Genomic DNA, 15,248 nt, shown 5'->3' on the forward strand with positions numbered 1-15,248 from the left:
CCCTCTGCCATTTTTCCCCCCCCGCCCCGGTTTTTTCCCCCTTTGGGCCCCGTTTTGCAAGCTCGCTTACAAGTTTTTATTTGTTATAACCCCCCCCCCCACCCCCCCCCCACTTGTCAAGGGGCTGTGAAAAAATAAATCAGCTTTCAATTTCCGTAACGGAAGCGGGCTTGCCACAACCGGACGCGGGAACATTGCGCGGCGCTCCGGACCTGACCCGCGCGGGAAGCGCCGTCGGCCTCATGGCGGCGTTCTGGCGGGCGGGTTCAGCCTGTCAAGGGCGCGCTTCGCGCGCGGCCGAAGGCCGGCGTCGCCCCTTGACAGGCTGAAACCGCCCGCTTTCTCATGCAACCATGAGGTCGACGGCGCGGTGTGCCGATCGCCGCCCGTTTCCGCCGATCCTGACGCCGAGGTCCCGCGCCCTACGCCTTTGGTCGGGCGGACGTGCGTATCGCCTCGCGAAAAAATAATCCGTTCTGTATTGACACGGACAATCCGTTGCGTATTCTTGGGCCTTGGTCGCGCTGACGGAAACGGCGCGCCGAGACGAGGCCGCCATGCTCCAGCCCACCCCCGATTGCCCCCCGGCCTCCGCCGGCCAAGCCTTCCTCGCCGGCCTGCACACACCCTCCGCCGCCCCCTCGGACACCATCGCCCGCTTCATCGCGGCGTGCGTCCGCGTGACGCCGGGGACGAGCGTCCCGGCGCGCGCGCTCTACGTCGCGTTCCGGTCCTGGGCGGCCGAAAACGACGTGTTCCCGATGCACGAGACCCGTTTCGGCCGCGAGATGCGCCGGCGGTTTCAGCGTTCGGACGGGGACGTTCGCGCCTGGCTCGGCATCGCCCTGCGCGACGGGCCGGAGCCGCCGGCCGCCGTCACGACGGAGGCGCTCGCCGCCGCCGTCCGCGCGAAGCAGGAGGCGCTCGCCGCGCTCAACCGCGCGCAAATCGCCCTGGACGACCTTCTGGCGCGGCTCGGCGGGATCAGCGCGTGATCCGGTCGATCCTCTCCCCGATTTCTCGGATCATGTCGTCCGTGAATTCGCGCGGGTCCATCGCCGCGCCGAGAATCGTCCGGCAGTGCGGGCAGAGCAACAGGACGCCCGCCTCGACCTCCGATCCGTCCTCGACGACCGGAACCTTCTCGCACACCAGCCGGCCGACTTCGCTCCGGCAATCGGCGTTCGGACATTTTCCAGCCATCGCGCGCCCCTCTTCCAGCGCGCGCCAGCATGCAGCCCTTCCCCGCCCCGCGCAAGCCGGGCGCATCCCGATGAGACAGGGAGTTTCGGCATGATCCCGCTCGCTTCCGCGATTCCCGGCGGCCCCGCCGCCGGCCAAGCCTTCCTCGCCGCCCAAGCCCACGCCGGCCGGTCCGACCTCGACCGGTCGTTGCGCGCCTATTTCCTGCTCCGCAGCGACGCCCGCCGTTTCCTGAGCGCCGGCCGGCTCGGGAACGCCGGCCTCGTCGCCCTCGAGCTCGAGACGCTCGCCACCCACGCCACGACGATCGAGGCGACCGGCGGCGACCGCGCTTACGCCCCGCTCGCCGACCGCTGCTTCGCCGCCGTCGACGCGATCGACGCGGCCATCGCCGCCGCCTCGGCTTCCCCGGAAGGGCGCATCGACCTGCGCGTCCGCCGCCTCAACGCCGCCGACTGCGCGCTGCGCCCGGCCTCGGCGACCGGCGGAGATGCGGCGTGACCGGCGCCGTCTACGCCTGCGGCCACTGGCGCCGCCGCGACGCCCTCGCAGGCCTGAACCCGGCCTGCCTCGCCCTCCTCGAGGACGCCTTCGCCCATCCGCTGACGAGCCCGACCGGCCACGGCCCGTGGCGTTCCGGCGATCGCCCCCGCTCCCACGCGACCCAGACGCTGCACGCCGCCGCCCGCCGCGGCCTCCTGCACCGCGCCGCCGACGCCGACGGCCAGAACCCCCGCTGGGCCCTCACCGCCCCCGGCCTCGCCGCCGCCCTCGAAATCCTCCGCCGCCAGAAGGTGCGCGCCACCCTCGCCCGCCACAGGGCGTCCGGAAGGACGCCCGTCTCTCGACGGGCTTTGGCGGGAGAGGGACAGGCGCGAAGCGCCAGGGTGAGGGTCCGCAACGCCGATGTCGCCGGGGTCTCCCCATGAGCGCCGCGCCCGACGAAATCGTCCACTTCCACCGGATCGACGGCCTGCCGATCGTTCTGTGCGCGATCGAGAGCGGCGACCTGCTCGGCGTCGGCACGGCGGTCCTGAAGCCGGACCGGTTCACCGAGCGCGGCGCGCGAGAGTTCGCCGAACGGAACGCCCGAAAAAGCCTCGCGATCGAGGCCGAGAAGCGCGCGGCGAAAGCGAGGGTCGCATGAGCCCTCATCCCGATCCCGTCGAAGGACGCCCCGCGCCGCTCTCCCTGCCCGAAATCGCCCAGTGCGAGGCCGTCGAGGACCTCGCGGCCCGCGTGCTCGCCGCCGTCGCCGACGCCGTCGAGACGCACGGGGCGGACCCGGAGACCCGAAACCTCGTCGCCTGCGGCCTCGTCCGCGCGGTCGGCATGATCGGCGGCCTCGGCCCGGACGTGCCCGAGACGGTCCGCTTCCTCCTCAATTCCGGCGTCCACGAAAGGTGGTCAAATCCATGAGCCCGCCCAGAATCATTCGCGACTTCCGCACCGTCATCGAACTCTGCGCCCGCGGGCGGCTGACCGAGCGGCTCGACCAGAAGCTCGCCGACTGCCTCGAGGCCCTGAACGCCTCGCCCGACGAGAAGGCCAAGGCCAGCCTCACCGTGACGCTCGAATTGCAGCGCGCCGGCGACCGGATCGAGATCCGCCCGAAGGCGACCGTCAAGCTGCCGGAGGAAAAGGGCGTGGGCTCGACCACCCTGTTCGCCGCCGAGGGCGGGCTCAGCCTCCAGCACCCCAGCCAGACCGACATGTTCTCCGGCCCGCGCGACGCAGCCTCGCCCACGAAGCGCGACGCCGCAAGCTGATCCGCACTCCCCTCTCCCGTTCACGGGAGAGGGACAGCCCGCGAAGCGGGCAGGGTGAGGGTCCGCAACGCCGAACCCTCCGTTTCCCGTCCCCACCGAAAGGACTTTTGACCCCATGGCCTACGACGACAAGGTGAAATCCGCATCCGTCCCGCCAGGCGGATCGGTCGACCGCGGCATCGGCGAGACGACCGCGCTCGTCGCCGGCCTCGCCGCCCAGGCGGCCGGCGCGATCACGCTGGGTGTCTCCCAACTGCCGGCGCTGATCGCCGACCCGGGCCTGCCGAACCAGGTCCCCGTCGCGATCCTCGACGGCGACAAGGCGAAGTTCCTCGACCTCAAGGCCGAGTTCGAGAAGTGGCGCGAATCCCCCGCCCGCCGCACCGGCACGGCGCAGGCGACGACGCTGGCCAGCTTCATCGCCCTGGTCGATCGCCACAAGGACGCGCATTCGGTCCTGTTCGCCCGCACCCGCTGGCCCGAGCCGCACCTGCTCGCCGTGTTCGACTATCACCAGAAGGCCGGAAGCCCGCGCTTCGGCCAGCACCGCGCCAAATATTCATTCCCGGTCACGCCCGAATTCGAGGAGTGGATCAAGCTGAACGGCAAGCCGTTCGGCCAGGCCGAGTTCGCCGCCTTCGTCGAGGACCGGATCGCCGATCTTTCCGTCGCGACCGACCAGGAGCGCGAGCAGTTCGAGACCCTGTTCAAGACGCGCTTCGCGGTCCCGACCGATCTCGTCGACCTCGCCCGCGGCCTCGAGGTCAACGTCGGCTCGAAGGTCAAGAACGCCGTCCGCCTCCAGACCGGCGAAGTCTCGCTGACCTTCGAGACCGAGCATCGCGACGCCGCCGGCGGCGAACTGCACATCCCCGGCCTCTTCATGCTGCGGTTGCCGGCGTTCGTCGACGGCGGCCTCGTCTCGATCGTCGCCCGCCTGCGCTACCGGCTGAAGGATGGCGCGGTGCTGTGGTTCTACGAGCTCTACCAATGGGAAGAGGTTCTGCGCCGCCGCGTCGCGACCGACTTCGCCACCGCCGCGACCCAGACCGGGCTCGACGCGTTCGAAGGCGCCCCCGAAGCCTCTTCCTGACCATCCGCCGCCGCGATCCCCTCTCCCCATAGCCCGTCGAGAGACGGGCGTCCTTCCGGACGCCCTATGCCGGGATAGGGACAGGCCGCGAAGCGGCCAGGGTGAGGGTCCGCAACGCCGAACCCATCCGAGTTTCGAACACAAGGATTTTCCGCCATGGCGAAGAAGCAACCCACAGCCGCCCCGCTCGCCGCCGACGCGCCGCGCATAAAGCTCCCCTCGGAGCTGCTGGCCGCCCGGCGCGGCCCGAACCCCCGCGCCGCGGCGTTCTCCGCGACGCGCCCCGGCGCTGAAACCCCGATCGACGCCGCCCGCGCCGAAGCCGCCGGCCGCATGGCGGCGGCGCTCGCCTCGCACCCCGACGCGCAGGAGCCCTCCGAGAACGTCGTCTCCTGGCTGCGCGAGCGCCTCGCCTTCGTCGAGCAGGAGCGCGCCGACCTCTTTCAGCGCGTCAAGGAGGCGGAAGCCTCGGCCATCTTCTGGCGCGACGCCGCGGACGCATCGAAGGCGATGGAGGCCCGCTACAAGTCGACCATTTTGGGCCTCTCCCACCAGCTCGCCGACCTCAAGCTCGCCGAAGCCGACGTCGACGCCGATCGGGGCGTGTGACGCCGATGAAGCTCACGTCTCCCGTCAAGCCGCTGCTCGCAGCCCTCGCGCCCGTCGCGCGCGTCGCGCCGGCGCGCTCGACCATCCCCGTCCTTGCCCACGTCCTCGTCCAGGTCGCGGGCGGCCGGGCGACGATCGTCGCCGACGACCTCGACCGCGAGGCCGAGGTGTCCCTCGCCGTCGATGGCGGCGCCGACGGCGCGGCCTGCCTGCCGGCGTCGACTTTGCTCGACGTCCTGAAAAAGCTACCGGGCGACGCCCTCGTCTCGATCGAGGTGTCGGACGGCAAGGCGACGCTGCGCTCCGGCCGAAGCCGCTTCGTGCTGCAGACCCTGCCGGCCGACGATTTCCCGCGCCTCGGCGCCAGGGACTTCGCCCACAAATTCACGCTGGAGCCGGCGATTCTGGCGGGCATGATCGCCGAGACGGCCTTCGCCATCTCGTCGGAAGAGACGCGCTACTATCTGAACGGCGTCTACTGGCACTTCACCGGCGAGGATCTGCGCTTCGTCGCCACCGACGGCCACCGTCTCGCGCGCACCGCGACGCCAATGCCGAAGGGTTCTGAGGCCGCGCCGAGCGTCATCGTCCCGACGGCGGCGATAAAAGAGTTCGCCCGGCGCGCGAGCGAAGCGAAGGACGGCGAGGTCGCGACGATCGCGCTCTCGCCCGAACGGATACGGCTGACGATCGGCGCGTGCTCGCTGACCACGAAGCTGATCGACGGCACGTTCCCCGACTACGCCAGAATCATCCCGGCCGAGGCGACCACCACGGCGACCGTCGACCGCGAAAAATTCCGCGACGCGATCGACCTCGCGCTGCCGGTCGCCGAGACCAAGGCGCACGCGACGAAATTCGTGTTCGACGACGGGTCGAGTCTGGGGACGTCCGCGGTCGAGATTTCGGTCAACAACCCCGACGCCGGATCGGCCCTGACCTCGATCGAGGCCGACGTCAGGGGCCACGAGGTCACGATCGGCTTCAACGCAAAGTACGTGCTCGAGGCGCTCGCCGCCTTCTCGGCCGAGCTGGTGAGCCTCGCGATGAACGATCCCGGTTCGCCCGCGGTGCTGACCGCCGAGGGCGCGTCCGAAACCAGCCGCCGCCTCCTCGTCGTCATCATGCCTCTGAGGGTCTGACCCCTCCCTCTCCCTTGCGGGAGAGGGACAGGCGCGAAGCACCAGGGTGAGGGTTCACAAACGCCTATCTTGCGAGAGGTCCCATGTCCAGCCCGCCCACCGATACGGAACGCGCCCGCGCTCTGCTCGATCGCATCAAGGCGCACGGCTCGCCGACGCTCGACCTGCGCGCCGCCCACGGCGCCCGCGGCCAGTCCGGCCGGATCCTCTGGGCGAACCACGAGCCGTTCATGATCGCCGAGATCGTCGCCTTCGCGCGCGAGCTGCGCGGCGAGACGCCCCGGCCCGGGCCGGCGACCGCCGACGTCGACAACGAGGAGAACCCCTACTCGTGAGCGCGAAGCCCCGCAAATCCGGCAAGGCGGCGAGAACCAGACCCGCCGCGTCGGCCGATCACCCCGTCGACGCGACGCCCGAGCGGCGCGCCCGCGCCCGCGAGGCCGGAGCGGTCCTCGCGCGCGGCGAGGGGCGCAGCCGCCGCCTGCTCGAGCCGTTCGATCTGATGCGGGCGAACCGCGTGCTCGCGCCGCACGATCCAAAACTCAACGACATCCGCTGGCTCACCGGCGAGGCGCTGCGCCGCACGCACCATCGGGCGCAGATCGTCGGCCCGAAGTCGGTCGACCTCGCCGGCGGCCCCGGCGGCGCCTTCGGCCCGCGCCCCGGCCTGCCGCAGTCGGAAGCGGCCCTCCACGCCCGCGACCGTCTGCGCGCGGCCGAGACCCGGGTCGGCCCGCACGCATGGCCGCTCGTCGTGAGAATCGTGATCGCGGGCGGGGCGCTGCGCGACTGCCGCGCGCTCGTGCCCGAGCTCGCCACCCCGTGGCGCGCCGACGCGGTGCTGACCGACCGCCTGCGCGTCGCCCTCGACCAGATTGGCGCCCTGATGGGAGTGACCCGATGACTGTCTTGCATGGCCACCAGCCGAAGCCCGGCCCGACGCCCGGCCAGAAACCTCCCGTTCCGACGACCGGGAGCGGCGTTCGCCCGACCCGCGCCGCCGAGCCGCCGCAGGGCTCGCTCTGGCGTCACGCGAAGACCGGCCACGTCTACGCGATCGTCGGCTTCTGCACGATCGAGGCCAACGTCTCGCGCGGCGTCCTCTACCGCTACGCCGGCCTGAACGAAGACCCGGCCGGCCTGCACACCTGGTTGCGCCCGCTCGCCGAATTTCTCGACGGCCGCTTCCACCGCCTCGCGCCCGAGCCCGCCCCGGTCGCCGCCGTCGCCGACCTCGGCGGCCTCCACGACTGAACACCCACCCTCTCCCGCCATAGCCCGTCGAAAGACGGGCGTTCTTCCGAACGCCCTATGGCGGGAGAGGGACAGGCCGCGAAGCGGCCAGGGTGAGGGCCCGAAACGCCAGAAGAAGGACTGTCCCGCCATGGCCGACGCCACCGCCATCGAATGGGCCGACGCAACGTGGAACCCGATCGTCGGCTGCAGCGTCGTCAGCCCCGGCTGCGCGAACTGCTACGCCATGCGCCAGGCCGCGCGCCTGCTCGACGGCAACCCGAAGACGCCGCACTACGAAGGCACGACGCGGACCGTCAACGGAAACCCGGTCTGGACGGGAAGCGTCGGGCTGTCCGACGACGCCCTGCTCGATCCGCTCGCATGGCGAAAGCCGCGCCGCGTCTTCGTCGATTCCATGGGCGACCTGTTTCACGAGGCCGTGCCGGACGCATGGATCGACCTCGTCTTCGCGGTGATGGCGCTGAGCCCCGCCCATTCCTTCCTCGTGCTCACGAAGCGCTCCCGGCGCATGCGGGAATGGGCGTCCGGCGAGCGGGACCGGATGATCGCGCGAAAGTGCGTCGATCTCTGGCTCGACCGGAAGACCGCGCCCGGCGACGACTGGCCGGTCGAAACCGTCGGCGACATCGATCGGCCCGACGACCTGAAATTGCGCGCATGGCCGCTGCCGAACGTCTGGCTCGGCGTCTCGGCCGAGCGGCAGCAGGAGGCCGACGCGCGCGTGCCCGACCTGCTCGCGACGCCGGCGGCCGTGCGGTTCGTGAGCTGCGAGCCGCTGCTCGGGCCGGTCCGGCTCGATCGCATCGGCGAGGACACCGATGACTTCAAAGATTGCGGCGGCCACCCAGATCCCCACTGGCCGATCGACGCCGTCGACACGATGTGGCTTGACGCGCTTCGCGGACGATATGACGCCGAGGCGCGGAACGCCGGTGGGGAGAGACTCGGCAGCGTCGACGTCGGTCTGATCCACGGCGGCGGCACGCTCGACTGGGTGATCGCCGGCGGCGAGAGCGGCCCCGGCGCGCGACCGATGCACCCGGACTGGGCGCGCGGCCTTCGCGACCAGTGCGCCAGCGCGGGCGTCCCGTTCTTCTTCAAGCAGCACGGCGAGTGGGCGACGGTCTTCGACCGCGACCACGACGACCCCGACTGGCGGCGCTGCGGCAAGGTCCTGCACGAGACCCCGAACGGCCAATGGCTGAACCTCGCCGGCGGCCAGGGCTTCCATGGCGATCGGGTCGTCCGCGTGAACCGCCTCGGCAAGCGCCGCGCCGGCCGAGCGCTCGACGGCGCCGAACACTCCGCCTTCCCCCTATGAAAGGACCCCCAGAAATGTCCGGACTGAACAAGGTTCTCCTGATCGGCAACCTCGGCAAGGATCCCGAAGTCCGGACCAGCGCCGGCGGCCAGCGGGTCGTGACCTTCTCGCTCGCCACGTCGGAGAGCTGGCGCGACAAGACCACCGGCGACCGCAAGGAGAAGACCGAGTGGCATAACGTCGTCGTCTTCAACGAGGCGCTCGGCAAGATCGCCGAGCAGTATCTGAAGAAGGGCTCGAAGGCTTTCGTCGAGGGCCAGATGCGCACCCGCAAGTGGCAGGATTCTTCCGGCCAGGACCGCTGGACGACCGAGGTCGTGCTCTCCGCCTTCCGCGGCGAGATTCTGCTTCTGACGACCCAGGCCGCCCGGCCGATCGACGACGACGAGCGCTCCCGCGACGTCGCCCCGGCGGCCGGCGCCGGCGCGACCGGCATGACGCGCAGCCAGGCGCTCGGCGGGCCCCAGATCGACGACGAAATCCCCTTCTAGATGAGGCCGGCGCGATGAAGCTCTACGCCCATCCCCTCCTCGTCGGCGGCGAGATGACGCCCCGCCAGGAGAAGCTCGTGAAGGCCGCCGAGAAGCGCATGCAGGCGGTCCTGCTCGAGCTTCAGGAGGAAGCGCGCCTCAACGTCGAAACCGTCGAGGTCGACACGCGCAACTTCGCTAACCTATCGGTGGAGATCACCGTCAAATGAACGCGCCCGTCCCGCACACCGTCGCCGGCGTCGCCGTCACGTCCGGCCTCTCCGACCACGACCGCGACCGGATCGTCGAGATGGCGGAAGCCGGCCTGAAATCGTGCACGATCGCCAAGGCGATCGGCAAGCACCCGAGCGCGGTCTGCTCGTTCATGTACGTCGCCGGCCTCCAGGCGCCGGGACCGGCGCGCACGACGGTCGCGATCCGCAACGGAAAAATCGTCAAGCCGTTCGGGCCGGACGAGGACGCCTTTATCACCCGGCTGCGCGTCGACGGGCTCGGCACGACGCGGATCGCGGCGGCGGCCACCGAACGCTTCGGCCACCCGCGCACGAAGCGCACGATCCACCAGCGCCTCGTGATGCTCGCCGCCCGCGACGAGATGGGGGACGCCCCTCTCCCCTTGCGGGAGAGCCCGCGAAGCGGGCAGGGTGAGGGTGCGGGACGCCGACCTTTCGAGGCGGCCCGATGACCGCGCCCGTCCGCCTCCAGCTCAGCCGCAAGCGCGGCTTCGACCTGCAACGATGGTCGCGCGAGGTCAACGGCCTCGCGGCCGTCGTGGTCGCGAGGCCGTCGAAGTGGGGCAACCCGTACAAGGTCGCTCCAGCCTTCGAGAGCGCGGGCCGCCACATTCCCGCGATCACCGCCGAGGACGCCGTTTCGGCCTATCGCGAGATCTGGGATCGCCGCCTCGAATGCCATCGCGCATCCGGCCGCGAGATGCTCGCCGAGCTCGCCGGCAAGAACCTCGCCTGCTGGTGCGCCCCCGGCGCGCCCTGCCACGCCGACGTCCTCATCGAACTGGCGAACGCCCAATGATCGGAGAACTCATCGTCGACAGCTTCGCCGGCGGCGGCGGCGCGAGCCTCGGCATCGCGATGGCGCTCGGGCGCGCGCCCGACATCGCGATCAACCACGACGCCGAAGCCATCGCCATGCACGCGGCGAACCATCCCGAGACGATCCACCTCGCCGCCAACGTCTGGCAGGTCGACCCCGTCGCCGCGACCAGAAACCGCCCGGTCGGCCTGATGTGGGCGTCTCCCGACTGCAAGCACTTTTCCAAGGCCAAGGGCGGCAAGCCCGTCAGCCGCGGCGTCCGCGACCTCGCGTGGGTGGTGGTGCGCTGGGCGAAGCAGGTCCGGCCGCGCGTGATCCTTCTGGAGAACGTCGAGGAATTCCGCACCTGGGGACCGCTGGGCGAGGACCAGAAGCCCGACCCCGCCCGCCGGGGCGAGACCTTCGCCCGCTGGATCGGGGAACTCAGGCGCCTCGGCTACAGGGTCGAGCACCGGGAACTCCGCGCCTGCGATTTCGGCGCGCCGACGATCCGAAAACGCCTCTTCCTGATCGCGCGCCGCGACGGCGAAAAAATCGTCTGGCCGAAGCCGACCCACGGCGACCCGAAGTCGGAAGCCGTCAAGTGCGGCGCTCTCGCGCCGTGGCGCACCGCGGCGGAAATTCTGGACTGGGCGCTGCCCTGCCCGAGCATCTTCCTGACCGCGGCGGAGGCGAAGACGGTCGGCGTCAAGCGCCCGCTCGCTTCAGCCACGATGGCGCGGATCGCCAAGGGCGTGAAGCGCTACGTGATCGACGCCGCCGAGCCGTTCGTGGTGACGATCAACCACGCCGGCGCAGAGTTTCGCGGCCAGGGAATCGGCGAGCCCTTCAAGACCGTCACCGGCGCCCACGCCTGCCGCCGGCCTCGTCGCCCCGATCGTCTCCTACGGCCAGCAGGGCGGCGCGAACCGCCCGGCCGACGCGCCCCTGCACACGATCTGCGCCTCGACGAAGGACACGAACGCCCTCGTCGCCGCCCATCTCATGACCATGCGGAACTCGCAAAAGCCCCACAACGGCGCGAACGAGCCGACGCACACGATCACGAGCGGCGGCGCGCACATCAACCTGGTCGCCGCGTTTCTGGCGCAGCACAATGGCGGCATGGTCGGCCATGACGCGCGGACGCCCGTCTCGACCATCGTCCAGAAGGGCTGCACCCAGGCCGCCGTCGTCGTCCCCCTCGCGCCCCGCGGGAGCGGGGGAGAGGGCCGGGGCGAGGGGCGAGCCGCCGACGCCAGTCGTCGAGCGCCGCTTGACGACTGCGCTTCCGTCTCGGCCGGCCTCGTGTCGATGAGAGGGTCCGACCGGCGCTCGCGCGACGTCGAGGATCCGCATCCGACCGTCACGGCGCAGGGCTGCCACAGCGCCGAGGTGCGCGCCTTCCTGATCAAATATTACGGCAACGAGACGGACGGCCTGCCGTGCTCCGAGCCGCTCCACACCGTCCCGACCCGCGACCGCTTCGGCCTCGTCACCGTCGCCGGCGAGCCCTGGGTCATCGCCGACATCGGCATGCGCATGCTCACCCCGCGCGAACTTTTCCGCGCGCAGGGGTTCCCCGATTCCTACGACATCTCGACCGGCCCGGACGGCCGGCGGCTGACGCAGGCGAGCGCCATCGCCAAGTGCGGCAATTCCGTTTCGCCCGTCGTGGCGAAAGCCCTCGTCGCCGCCAATTACCGCCCGGCCGCGACGCAGGCGGAAAAACCCCGCCGCGCGCCAAGACCCGCGCCGCTTCTGGAGACAGCTTAAATGACCGACCCACTCGACGGCGTCAGGACGATCGTCGGCCCGACGATCCTCGTCAGGAGCGGCGCCTATTTCGACTTCCTCGCGCCGGAGCGGAGCGCCTTCACGCTCGACGACATCGCGCATGGCCTGTCGATGGTCTGCCGCTTCGCCGGCCAGTGCGCAAAGTTCTATTCGGTCGCCGAGCACTGCGTCCACGTCAGCCGGATCGTCCCGGCGGAGCTCGCGCTCGCCGGCCTGATGCACGACGCCTCGGAAGCCTTCCTCGGCGACGTCTCGCGTCCGCTGAAGACGCTCCTGCCGCAATACAAGGCGATCGAGCGCCGCGTCGAGGCGGCGATCTTCGCCCGATTCGGGCTGCCGTTCCCGATCCCCGACGCGGTCAAGGCGGCCGACATGGCGATGCTGATCGCCGAGCAGCACCAGGCGATGCAGAACCACGACGCCTGGAGCGTCGAGGCCGCGCCGGCGGACGTCAAGCTCGAATTCCTGCCGCCGGCCGAGGCGAAAGCGCGGTTTCTCCTGCGGTTCGACTGGCTCACGCGGGGGAAGGTCGATGGCTGAAGAAGGACAAGGACGAATGCCCGAAGACGTCACCCACTTCTTCCGCCTCGGCCGCCTGCCGGTGGTCGTCTGCGTCGCCGAGCGCGACGGTCAGTTCGGCGTCGGCGTCAGCGTCACCAGCCGGACCACGTTCGACGCCGAGAAGGGCAAGTCGCTCGCCGAGGCCCGCGCGCGCCGCCGCCTCAGCCTCCGCCTCGACAAGTTCGCCCTCGGCGGCGGGGACGGAGGGGCCGCCCGTGGCTGAGCGCATGACCAGCCCGGCCGAGGCGCGCACGCTCGCGGCCGTGTTCGGCGCGGCGATCGGCGACCTCCGCCGCGGCGGCTTCGACGACGGCCAGATCGGCGCGGCGATGATCGGCATCGGCGGCGGCCTGACGATCGCCGCCTATGGCGAGCGGGGTCTCGACGACGTCCTCGCCGCCCTCGTCGCCGCGGCGCGCGGCGGAGGACAGGTCGTCCAGCCGGGGAGACTGCAATGACCGTCTACGTCGACGACGTCCGCCACCCCTTCGGCCGCATGGTGATGTGCCACATGTGGGCCGATTCTCTCGACGAGCTGCTGGCGATGGCCGACCGGATCAGCGTCGCCCGCCGATGGCTGCAACAGCCGCCGAAGGCCTCGTGGGTCCACTTCGACATCGCGCTCACGAAGAAGGCAGAGGCGCTGCGCTGCGGCGCGATCTTGACGGACAAGTTCGGCCCGCTCGAGCATTGCGCCCGGCTCGACATGGCCTCCGGCGACCCGAAGCGCCGCGCCCTCGGCGAACGCAAACTCGACGCCGTCGCCGAGTGCCGGGCGATTCGCGCCGGGCGCGCGCAATGAGCCCGCTGCCCCGCCTCGCGCTTTCCGTCCGCCAGCCGTGGGCCTGGGCGATCCTCCACGGCGGCAAGACGATCGAGAACCGCTCGGCCGCGTCGATTCGCCACATGAACTTTTCCGGCGTCGAGCGCCTCGCGATCCATGCGGCCAAGGGGATGACCCGCGACGAATACGAGGAGGCCGCCGCGTTCATGGCCGAGCTCGGCGTCCCCTGTCCGCCGCCGGCGGACCTCGCGCGCGGAGGAATCGTCGGCGCGGTCGCCTTCGGCGGGATCGTCACGAAATCGGGCTCGCCGTGGTTCTTCGGCCCGCGCGGCCTCGTGCTGGAAAAACCCGAGCCCTGCGCCTTCATCCCCTGCCGCGGCGCGCTCGGCCTCTTCGAGTGGACCGCCGGCGACCCGGCGGACGTCCCGGCTCCGGCGAAGTGGATGCGGGCGCCGGCGCGCTCGGCCTCTTCGAGTGGACCGCCGGCGACCCGGCGGACGTCCCGGCTCCGGCGAAGTGGATGCGGGCGCCGGCGGGGCAGGCCGCGAGAATCGCCGCCCTCGAACAAGAAGCGTGGACGCTGTTCCGGAGCATCGTGGAACGGGAAAGCGCCGTTCCTCCCGTAGATTTCGCCGCGGAGTCTTGACCAATGAGCCGCGAGAGCGTCATCGGCGTCGGCGACCTGATCCTGTCGCGCGACGAGAGGGATGAGATCCTCGAAATGATGGATCACGTCGATTCCCTGGCCAGGTTCTGTTCCGTCACGATGCCAGATGTTCCCCGCTACTACCGTGGCGCGAATGCCTTGTGGGCAATCGTCTGGAAGATCGCCGGGGACGAACAGAAGTCCCTTGCGTGCAAGAAAGAACTTGATGAATGGGCCGCTGACCCAGCTAGGAAGAGCCGCGGCGCGGGCGGCCTCTTCGAGCGGACCGCCGGAGACCCGGCGATCGTCAGGCCTGCGGACCCGGCCGGAGGGCTCTTCGAATGAGCAGCCCGCTGACCCTCGCCGAGGTCGCCGCCGAGTTCCACGTCAGCCCGCGCGTGCTGTCCGAATTCCTGTCCGGGAAGGACATCCCCTACTTGAAAATAGGCCGGACGAAGCTCTTTGATGAGGCCGCGCTCCACGCGCTCAGAGAGGCCATGCGATGCCGTACAAGCTCGTCGAGCCGAAGCCCGGCCGGTCGCCGCATTACCGGGTCCGCGGGACGGAATTCGGGGTCTACCTTGACCGAAGCGCTCAGACTGGCGACCGCCGGAAGGCGCGCGAGCTGCTCGCCGCGTGGCGAGACGAAGCCCACCGTCTTGCCCTTTCCGGCGCAGGGGCGCCCGCCGGGCGGCTGACCTTCGCCGAGGCCGCGATCAGCTACATGCAGTCCGGCCGGAGCCGGCTGTTCCTCGCGCCGCTCATCGCGCATTTCGGCGAGACGCCGGTCGACGCGATCGGCCAGGCCGCGCTCGACGAGGCCGCCGCCGTGCTCGGCCCCGACCGCAAGCCCCAGACGAACAACCGGCTCGTCTACACGCCGACGCTGGCGATCCTGAAGCATTCCGGCTTTCGCCCGATCGTCGCCCGGCCGCCGGCGCCGAAGGCGGGGCGGGTCGTCTACCTCGGCCAGGACGAGGCGTTCGCGCTGCTCGACGCGGCGACCGCGACGGACGCCCGGCTCGGCGCCCTGATGACGTTCCTGCTCTACTGCGGCCCGCGCCTCAGCGAGGCGCTCCGGCTGCAATGGCGCGACGTCGACCTCGAGGCGCGCTCGGCCGTGATCGGGATCACCAAGAACGGCCTGCCGATCGCCGTCAACCTGCCGACGATCGTCGTCACGGCGATGGCGAACCTCGACCGGACGAAAAAGCGCGTCTTCGGCCTCGCCAAGCACGGCCGGCTTTACGCGATGCTGACGACCGCCGAAAAGCGCTCGGGCGTCGCCCTGCCGCCAGGGTCCGCCTTCCACGTTCTCCGCCACACCCACGCCGTCTGGCGCCGCCGCCAGACGGGGGCCGACACGAGCGCCCTCGTCGCCACGGGCTTGTGGAAATCCCACAACGCCGCCCGCGTCTACGAACACTTCGACGTCAGCGAGGAGAGCCGGAAGAGCGACCTCCTGCCGACGCCGAAACGTGTGAAACCCGTGCGGAAAGCGAAATGATCAATAAAAACAAAGGCAAGTATTTCCTTGACATGG

The 15,248-nt window shown here is 70.6% G+C and carries 27 protein-coding genes; 26 read left to right on the plus strand and 1 reads right to left on the minus strand.

Annotated elements, in window-relative coordinates; translation table 11 throughout:
• Positions 1–557: 557 nt before the first annotated feature.
• Complete coding sequence (locus DFR50_RS30200) at positions 558–995, plus strand: primase-like DNA-binding domain-containing protein (RefSeq protein WP_147262978.1); 438 nt, start codon at positions 558–560, stop codon at positions 993–995.
• Here DFR50_RS30200 and DFR50_RS30205 read toward each other — a convergent pair.
• Complete coding sequence (locus DFR50_RS30205; protein ID WP_113893914.1) at positions 985–1,203, minus strand: hypothetical protein; 219 nt, start codon at positions 1,201–1,203, stop codon at positions 985–987. The genes DFR50_RS30200 and DFR50_RS30205 overlap by 11 nt on opposite strands.
• Positions 1,204–1,293: 90 nt before the next feature.
• Between DFR50_RS30205 and DFR50_RS30210 the strand changes: the two genes are divergently transcribed.
• The 25 genes from DFR50_RS30210 to DFR50_RS30325 all read left to right on the plus strand — a co-directional run bounded on the left by DFR50_RS30210 (position 1,294) and on the right by DFR50_RS30325 (position 15,212).
• Positions 1,294–1,704: a hypothetical protein gene (locus tag DFR50_RS30210; RefSeq protein WP_113893916.1), complete on the plus strand. Its 411-nt coding sequence runs from the start codon at positions 1,294–1,296 to the stop codon at positions 1,702–1,704.
• The gene (locus tag DFR50_RS30215; protein WP_113893917.1) at positions 1,701–2,132 is read left to right on the plus strand and encodes a hypothetical protein; all 432 of its coding nucleotides are present in this window, start codon (positions 1,701–1,703) and stop codon (positions 2,130–2,132) included. Before DFR50_RS30210 ends, DFR50_RS30215 begins: the two co-directional genes overlap by 4 nt.
• Positions 2,129–2,350: a hypothetical protein gene (locus tag DFR50_RS30220; RefSeq protein WP_113893919.1), complete on the plus strand. Its 222-nt coding sequence runs from the start codon at positions 2,129–2,131 to the stop codon at positions 2,348–2,350. The genes DFR50_RS30215 and DFR50_RS30220 overlap by 4 nt, the downstream gene beginning before the upstream one ends.
• Positions 2,347–2,622, plus strand: coding sequence for a hypothetical protein (locus tag DFR50_RS30225; protein WP_113893921.1), 276 nt, complete (start codon positions 2,347–2,349; stop codon positions 2,620–2,622). Before DFR50_RS30220 ends, DFR50_RS30225 begins: the two co-directional genes overlap by 4 nt.
• Entirely contained in the window at positions 2,619–2,972 is a 354-nt protein-coding gene (locus DFR50_RS30230; protein ID WP_113893924.1) for a hypothetical protein, read from the plus strand. The genes DFR50_RS30225 and DFR50_RS30230 overlap by 4 nt, the downstream gene beginning before the upstream one ends.
• A 115-nt stretch (positions 2,973–3,087) precedes the next feature.
• Positions 3,088–4,065, plus strand: a complete 978-nt coding sequence (locus DFR50_RS30235; RefSeq protein WP_113893926.1) for a DUF2303 family protein — start codon at positions 3,088–3,090, stop codon at positions 4,063–4,065.
• A gap of 156 nt (positions 4,066–4,221) precedes the next feature.
• Positions 4,222–4,674 (plus strand): hypothetical protein, encoded by a 453-nt coding sequence (locus tag DFR50_RS30240; protein WP_113893928.1) that lies wholly within the window; start codon positions 4,222–4,224, stop codon positions 4,672–4,674.
• Positions 4,675–4,679: 5 nt separating this feature from the next.
• Complete coding sequence (gene dnaN, locus DFR50_RS30245) at positions 4,680–5,816, plus strand: DNA polymerase III subunit beta (protein WP_113893930.1); 1,137 nt, start codon at positions 4,680–4,682, stop codon at positions 5,814–5,816.
• Positions 5,817–5,899: 83 nt separating this feature from the next.
• Positions 5,900–6,151 (plus strand): hypothetical protein, encoded by a 252-nt coding sequence (locus DFR50_RS30250; protein WP_113893932.1) that lies wholly within the window; start codon positions 5,900–5,902, stop codon positions 6,149–6,151.
• On the plus strand, positions 6,148–6,720 hold the full coding sequence (locus DFR50_RS30255) for a hypothetical protein (RefSeq protein ID WP_113893934.1): 573 nt from the start codon (positions 6,148–6,150) through the stop codon (positions 6,718–6,720). Before DFR50_RS30250 ends, DFR50_RS30255 begins: the two co-directional genes overlap by 4 nt.
• Positions 6,717–7,070 carry a hypothetical protein gene (locus DFR50_RS30260; protein ID WP_147262979.1) on the plus strand — a complete coding sequence of 118 codons (354 nt, stop codon included), beginning with the start codon at positions 6,717–6,719 and terminating at the stop codon, positions 7,068–7,070. The genes DFR50_RS30255 and DFR50_RS30260 overlap by 4 nt, the downstream gene beginning before the upstream one ends.
• Before the next feature lie 130 nt (positions 7,071–7,200).
• Positions 7,201–8,394 (plus strand): phage Gp37/Gp68 family protein, encoded by a 1,194-nt coding sequence (locus DFR50_RS30265; RefSeq protein ID WP_113893938.1) that lies wholly within the window; start codon positions 7,201–7,203, stop codon positions 8,392–8,394.
• A 14-nt stretch (positions 8,395–8,408) separates the two neighbouring features.
• Positions 8,409–8,885 carry a single-stranded DNA-binding protein gene (gene ssb / locus DFR50_RS30270; protein ID WP_113893940.1) on the plus strand — a complete coding sequence of 159 codons (477 nt, stop codon included), beginning with the start codon at positions 8,409–8,411 and terminating at the stop codon, positions 8,883–8,885.
• Between the two features lie 14 nt (positions 8,886–8,899).
• Complete coding sequence (locus DFR50_RS30275; protein WP_113893942.1) at positions 8,900–9,094, plus strand: hypothetical protein; 195 nt, start codon at positions 8,900–8,902, stop codon at positions 9,092–9,094.
• The gene (locus DFR50_RS30280) at positions 9,091–9,570 is read left to right on the plus strand and encodes a hypothetical protein (protein ID WP_113893943.1); all 480 of its coding nucleotides are present in this window, start codon (positions 9,091–9,093) and stop codon (positions 9,568–9,570) included. Before DFR50_RS30275 ends, DFR50_RS30280 begins: the two co-directional genes overlap by 4 nt.
• A complete protein-coding gene (locus DFR50_RS30285; protein WP_113893945.1) occupies positions 9,567–9,917 on the plus strand; it encodes a DUF4326 domain-containing protein in 351 nt (116 codons plus the stop codon). Before DFR50_RS30280 ends, DFR50_RS30285 begins: the two co-directional genes overlap by 4 nt.
• Entirely contained in the window at positions 9,914–11,056 is a 1,143-nt protein-coding gene (locus DFR50_RS33500) for a DNA cytosine methyltransferase (protein WP_342634591.1), read from the plus strand. The genes DFR50_RS30285 and DFR50_RS33500 overlap by 4 nt, the downstream gene beginning before the upstream one ends.
• The gene (locus DFR50_RS33505; RefSeq protein WP_342634592.1) at positions 11,043–11,693 is read left to right on the plus strand and encodes a DNA cytosine methyltransferase; all 651 of its coding nucleotides are present in this window, start codon (positions 11,043–11,045) and stop codon (positions 11,691–11,693) included. The genes DFR50_RS33500 and DFR50_RS33505 overlap by 14 nt, the downstream gene beginning before the upstream one ends.
• Entirely contained in the window at positions 11,694–12,254 is a 561-nt protein-coding gene (locus DFR50_RS30295; protein ID WP_113893947.1) for a metal-dependent phosphohydrolase, read from the plus strand.
• A gap of 16 nt (positions 12,255–12,270) precedes the next feature.
• Positions 12,271–12,498: a hypothetical protein gene (locus DFR50_RS30300; protein ID WP_113893949.1), complete on the plus strand. Its 228-nt coding sequence runs from the start codon at positions 12,271–12,273 to the stop codon at positions 12,496–12,498.
• Positions 12,491–12,733 carry a hypothetical protein gene (locus DFR50_RS30305; RefSeq protein WP_147262980.1) on the plus strand — a complete coding sequence of 81 codons (243 nt, stop codon included), beginning with the start codon at positions 12,491–12,493 and terminating at the stop codon, positions 12,731–12,733. The genes DFR50_RS30300 and DFR50_RS30305 overlap by 8 nt, the downstream gene beginning before the upstream one ends.
• A complete protein-coding gene (locus tag DFR50_RS30310) occupies positions 12,730–13,077 on the plus strand; it encodes a DUF4031 domain-containing protein (protein ID WP_113893953.1) in 348 nt (115 codons plus the stop codon). The genes DFR50_RS30305 and DFR50_RS30310 overlap by 4 nt, the downstream gene beginning before the upstream one ends.
• A complete protein-coding gene (locus DFR50_RS32710; protein WP_210209088.1) occupies positions 13,074–13,685 on the plus strand; it encodes an ASCH domain-containing protein in 612 nt (203 codons plus the stop codon). Before DFR50_RS30310 ends, DFR50_RS32710 begins: the two co-directional genes overlap by 4 nt.
• 23 nt (positions 13,686–13,708) lie before the next feature.
• Positions 13,709–14,050, plus strand: coding sequence for a hypothetical protein (locus tag DFR50_RS30320; RefSeq protein WP_113893955.1), 342 nt, complete (start codon positions 13,709–13,711; stop codon positions 14,048–14,050).
• Positions 14,051–14,207: 157 nt separating this feature from the next.
• Entirely contained in the window at positions 14,208–15,212 is a 1,005-nt protein-coding gene (locus DFR50_RS30325; RefSeq protein ID WP_113893957.1) for a tyrosine-type recombinase/integrase, read from the plus strand.
• Positions 15,213–15,248: the final 36 nt, after the last annotated feature.

The sequence above is a fragment of the Roseiarcus fermentans genome, from assembly GCF_003315135.1.
GTDB lineage: Bacteria > Pseudomonadota > Alphaproteobacteria > Rhizobiales > Beijerinckiaceae > Roseiarcus > Roseiarcus fermentans.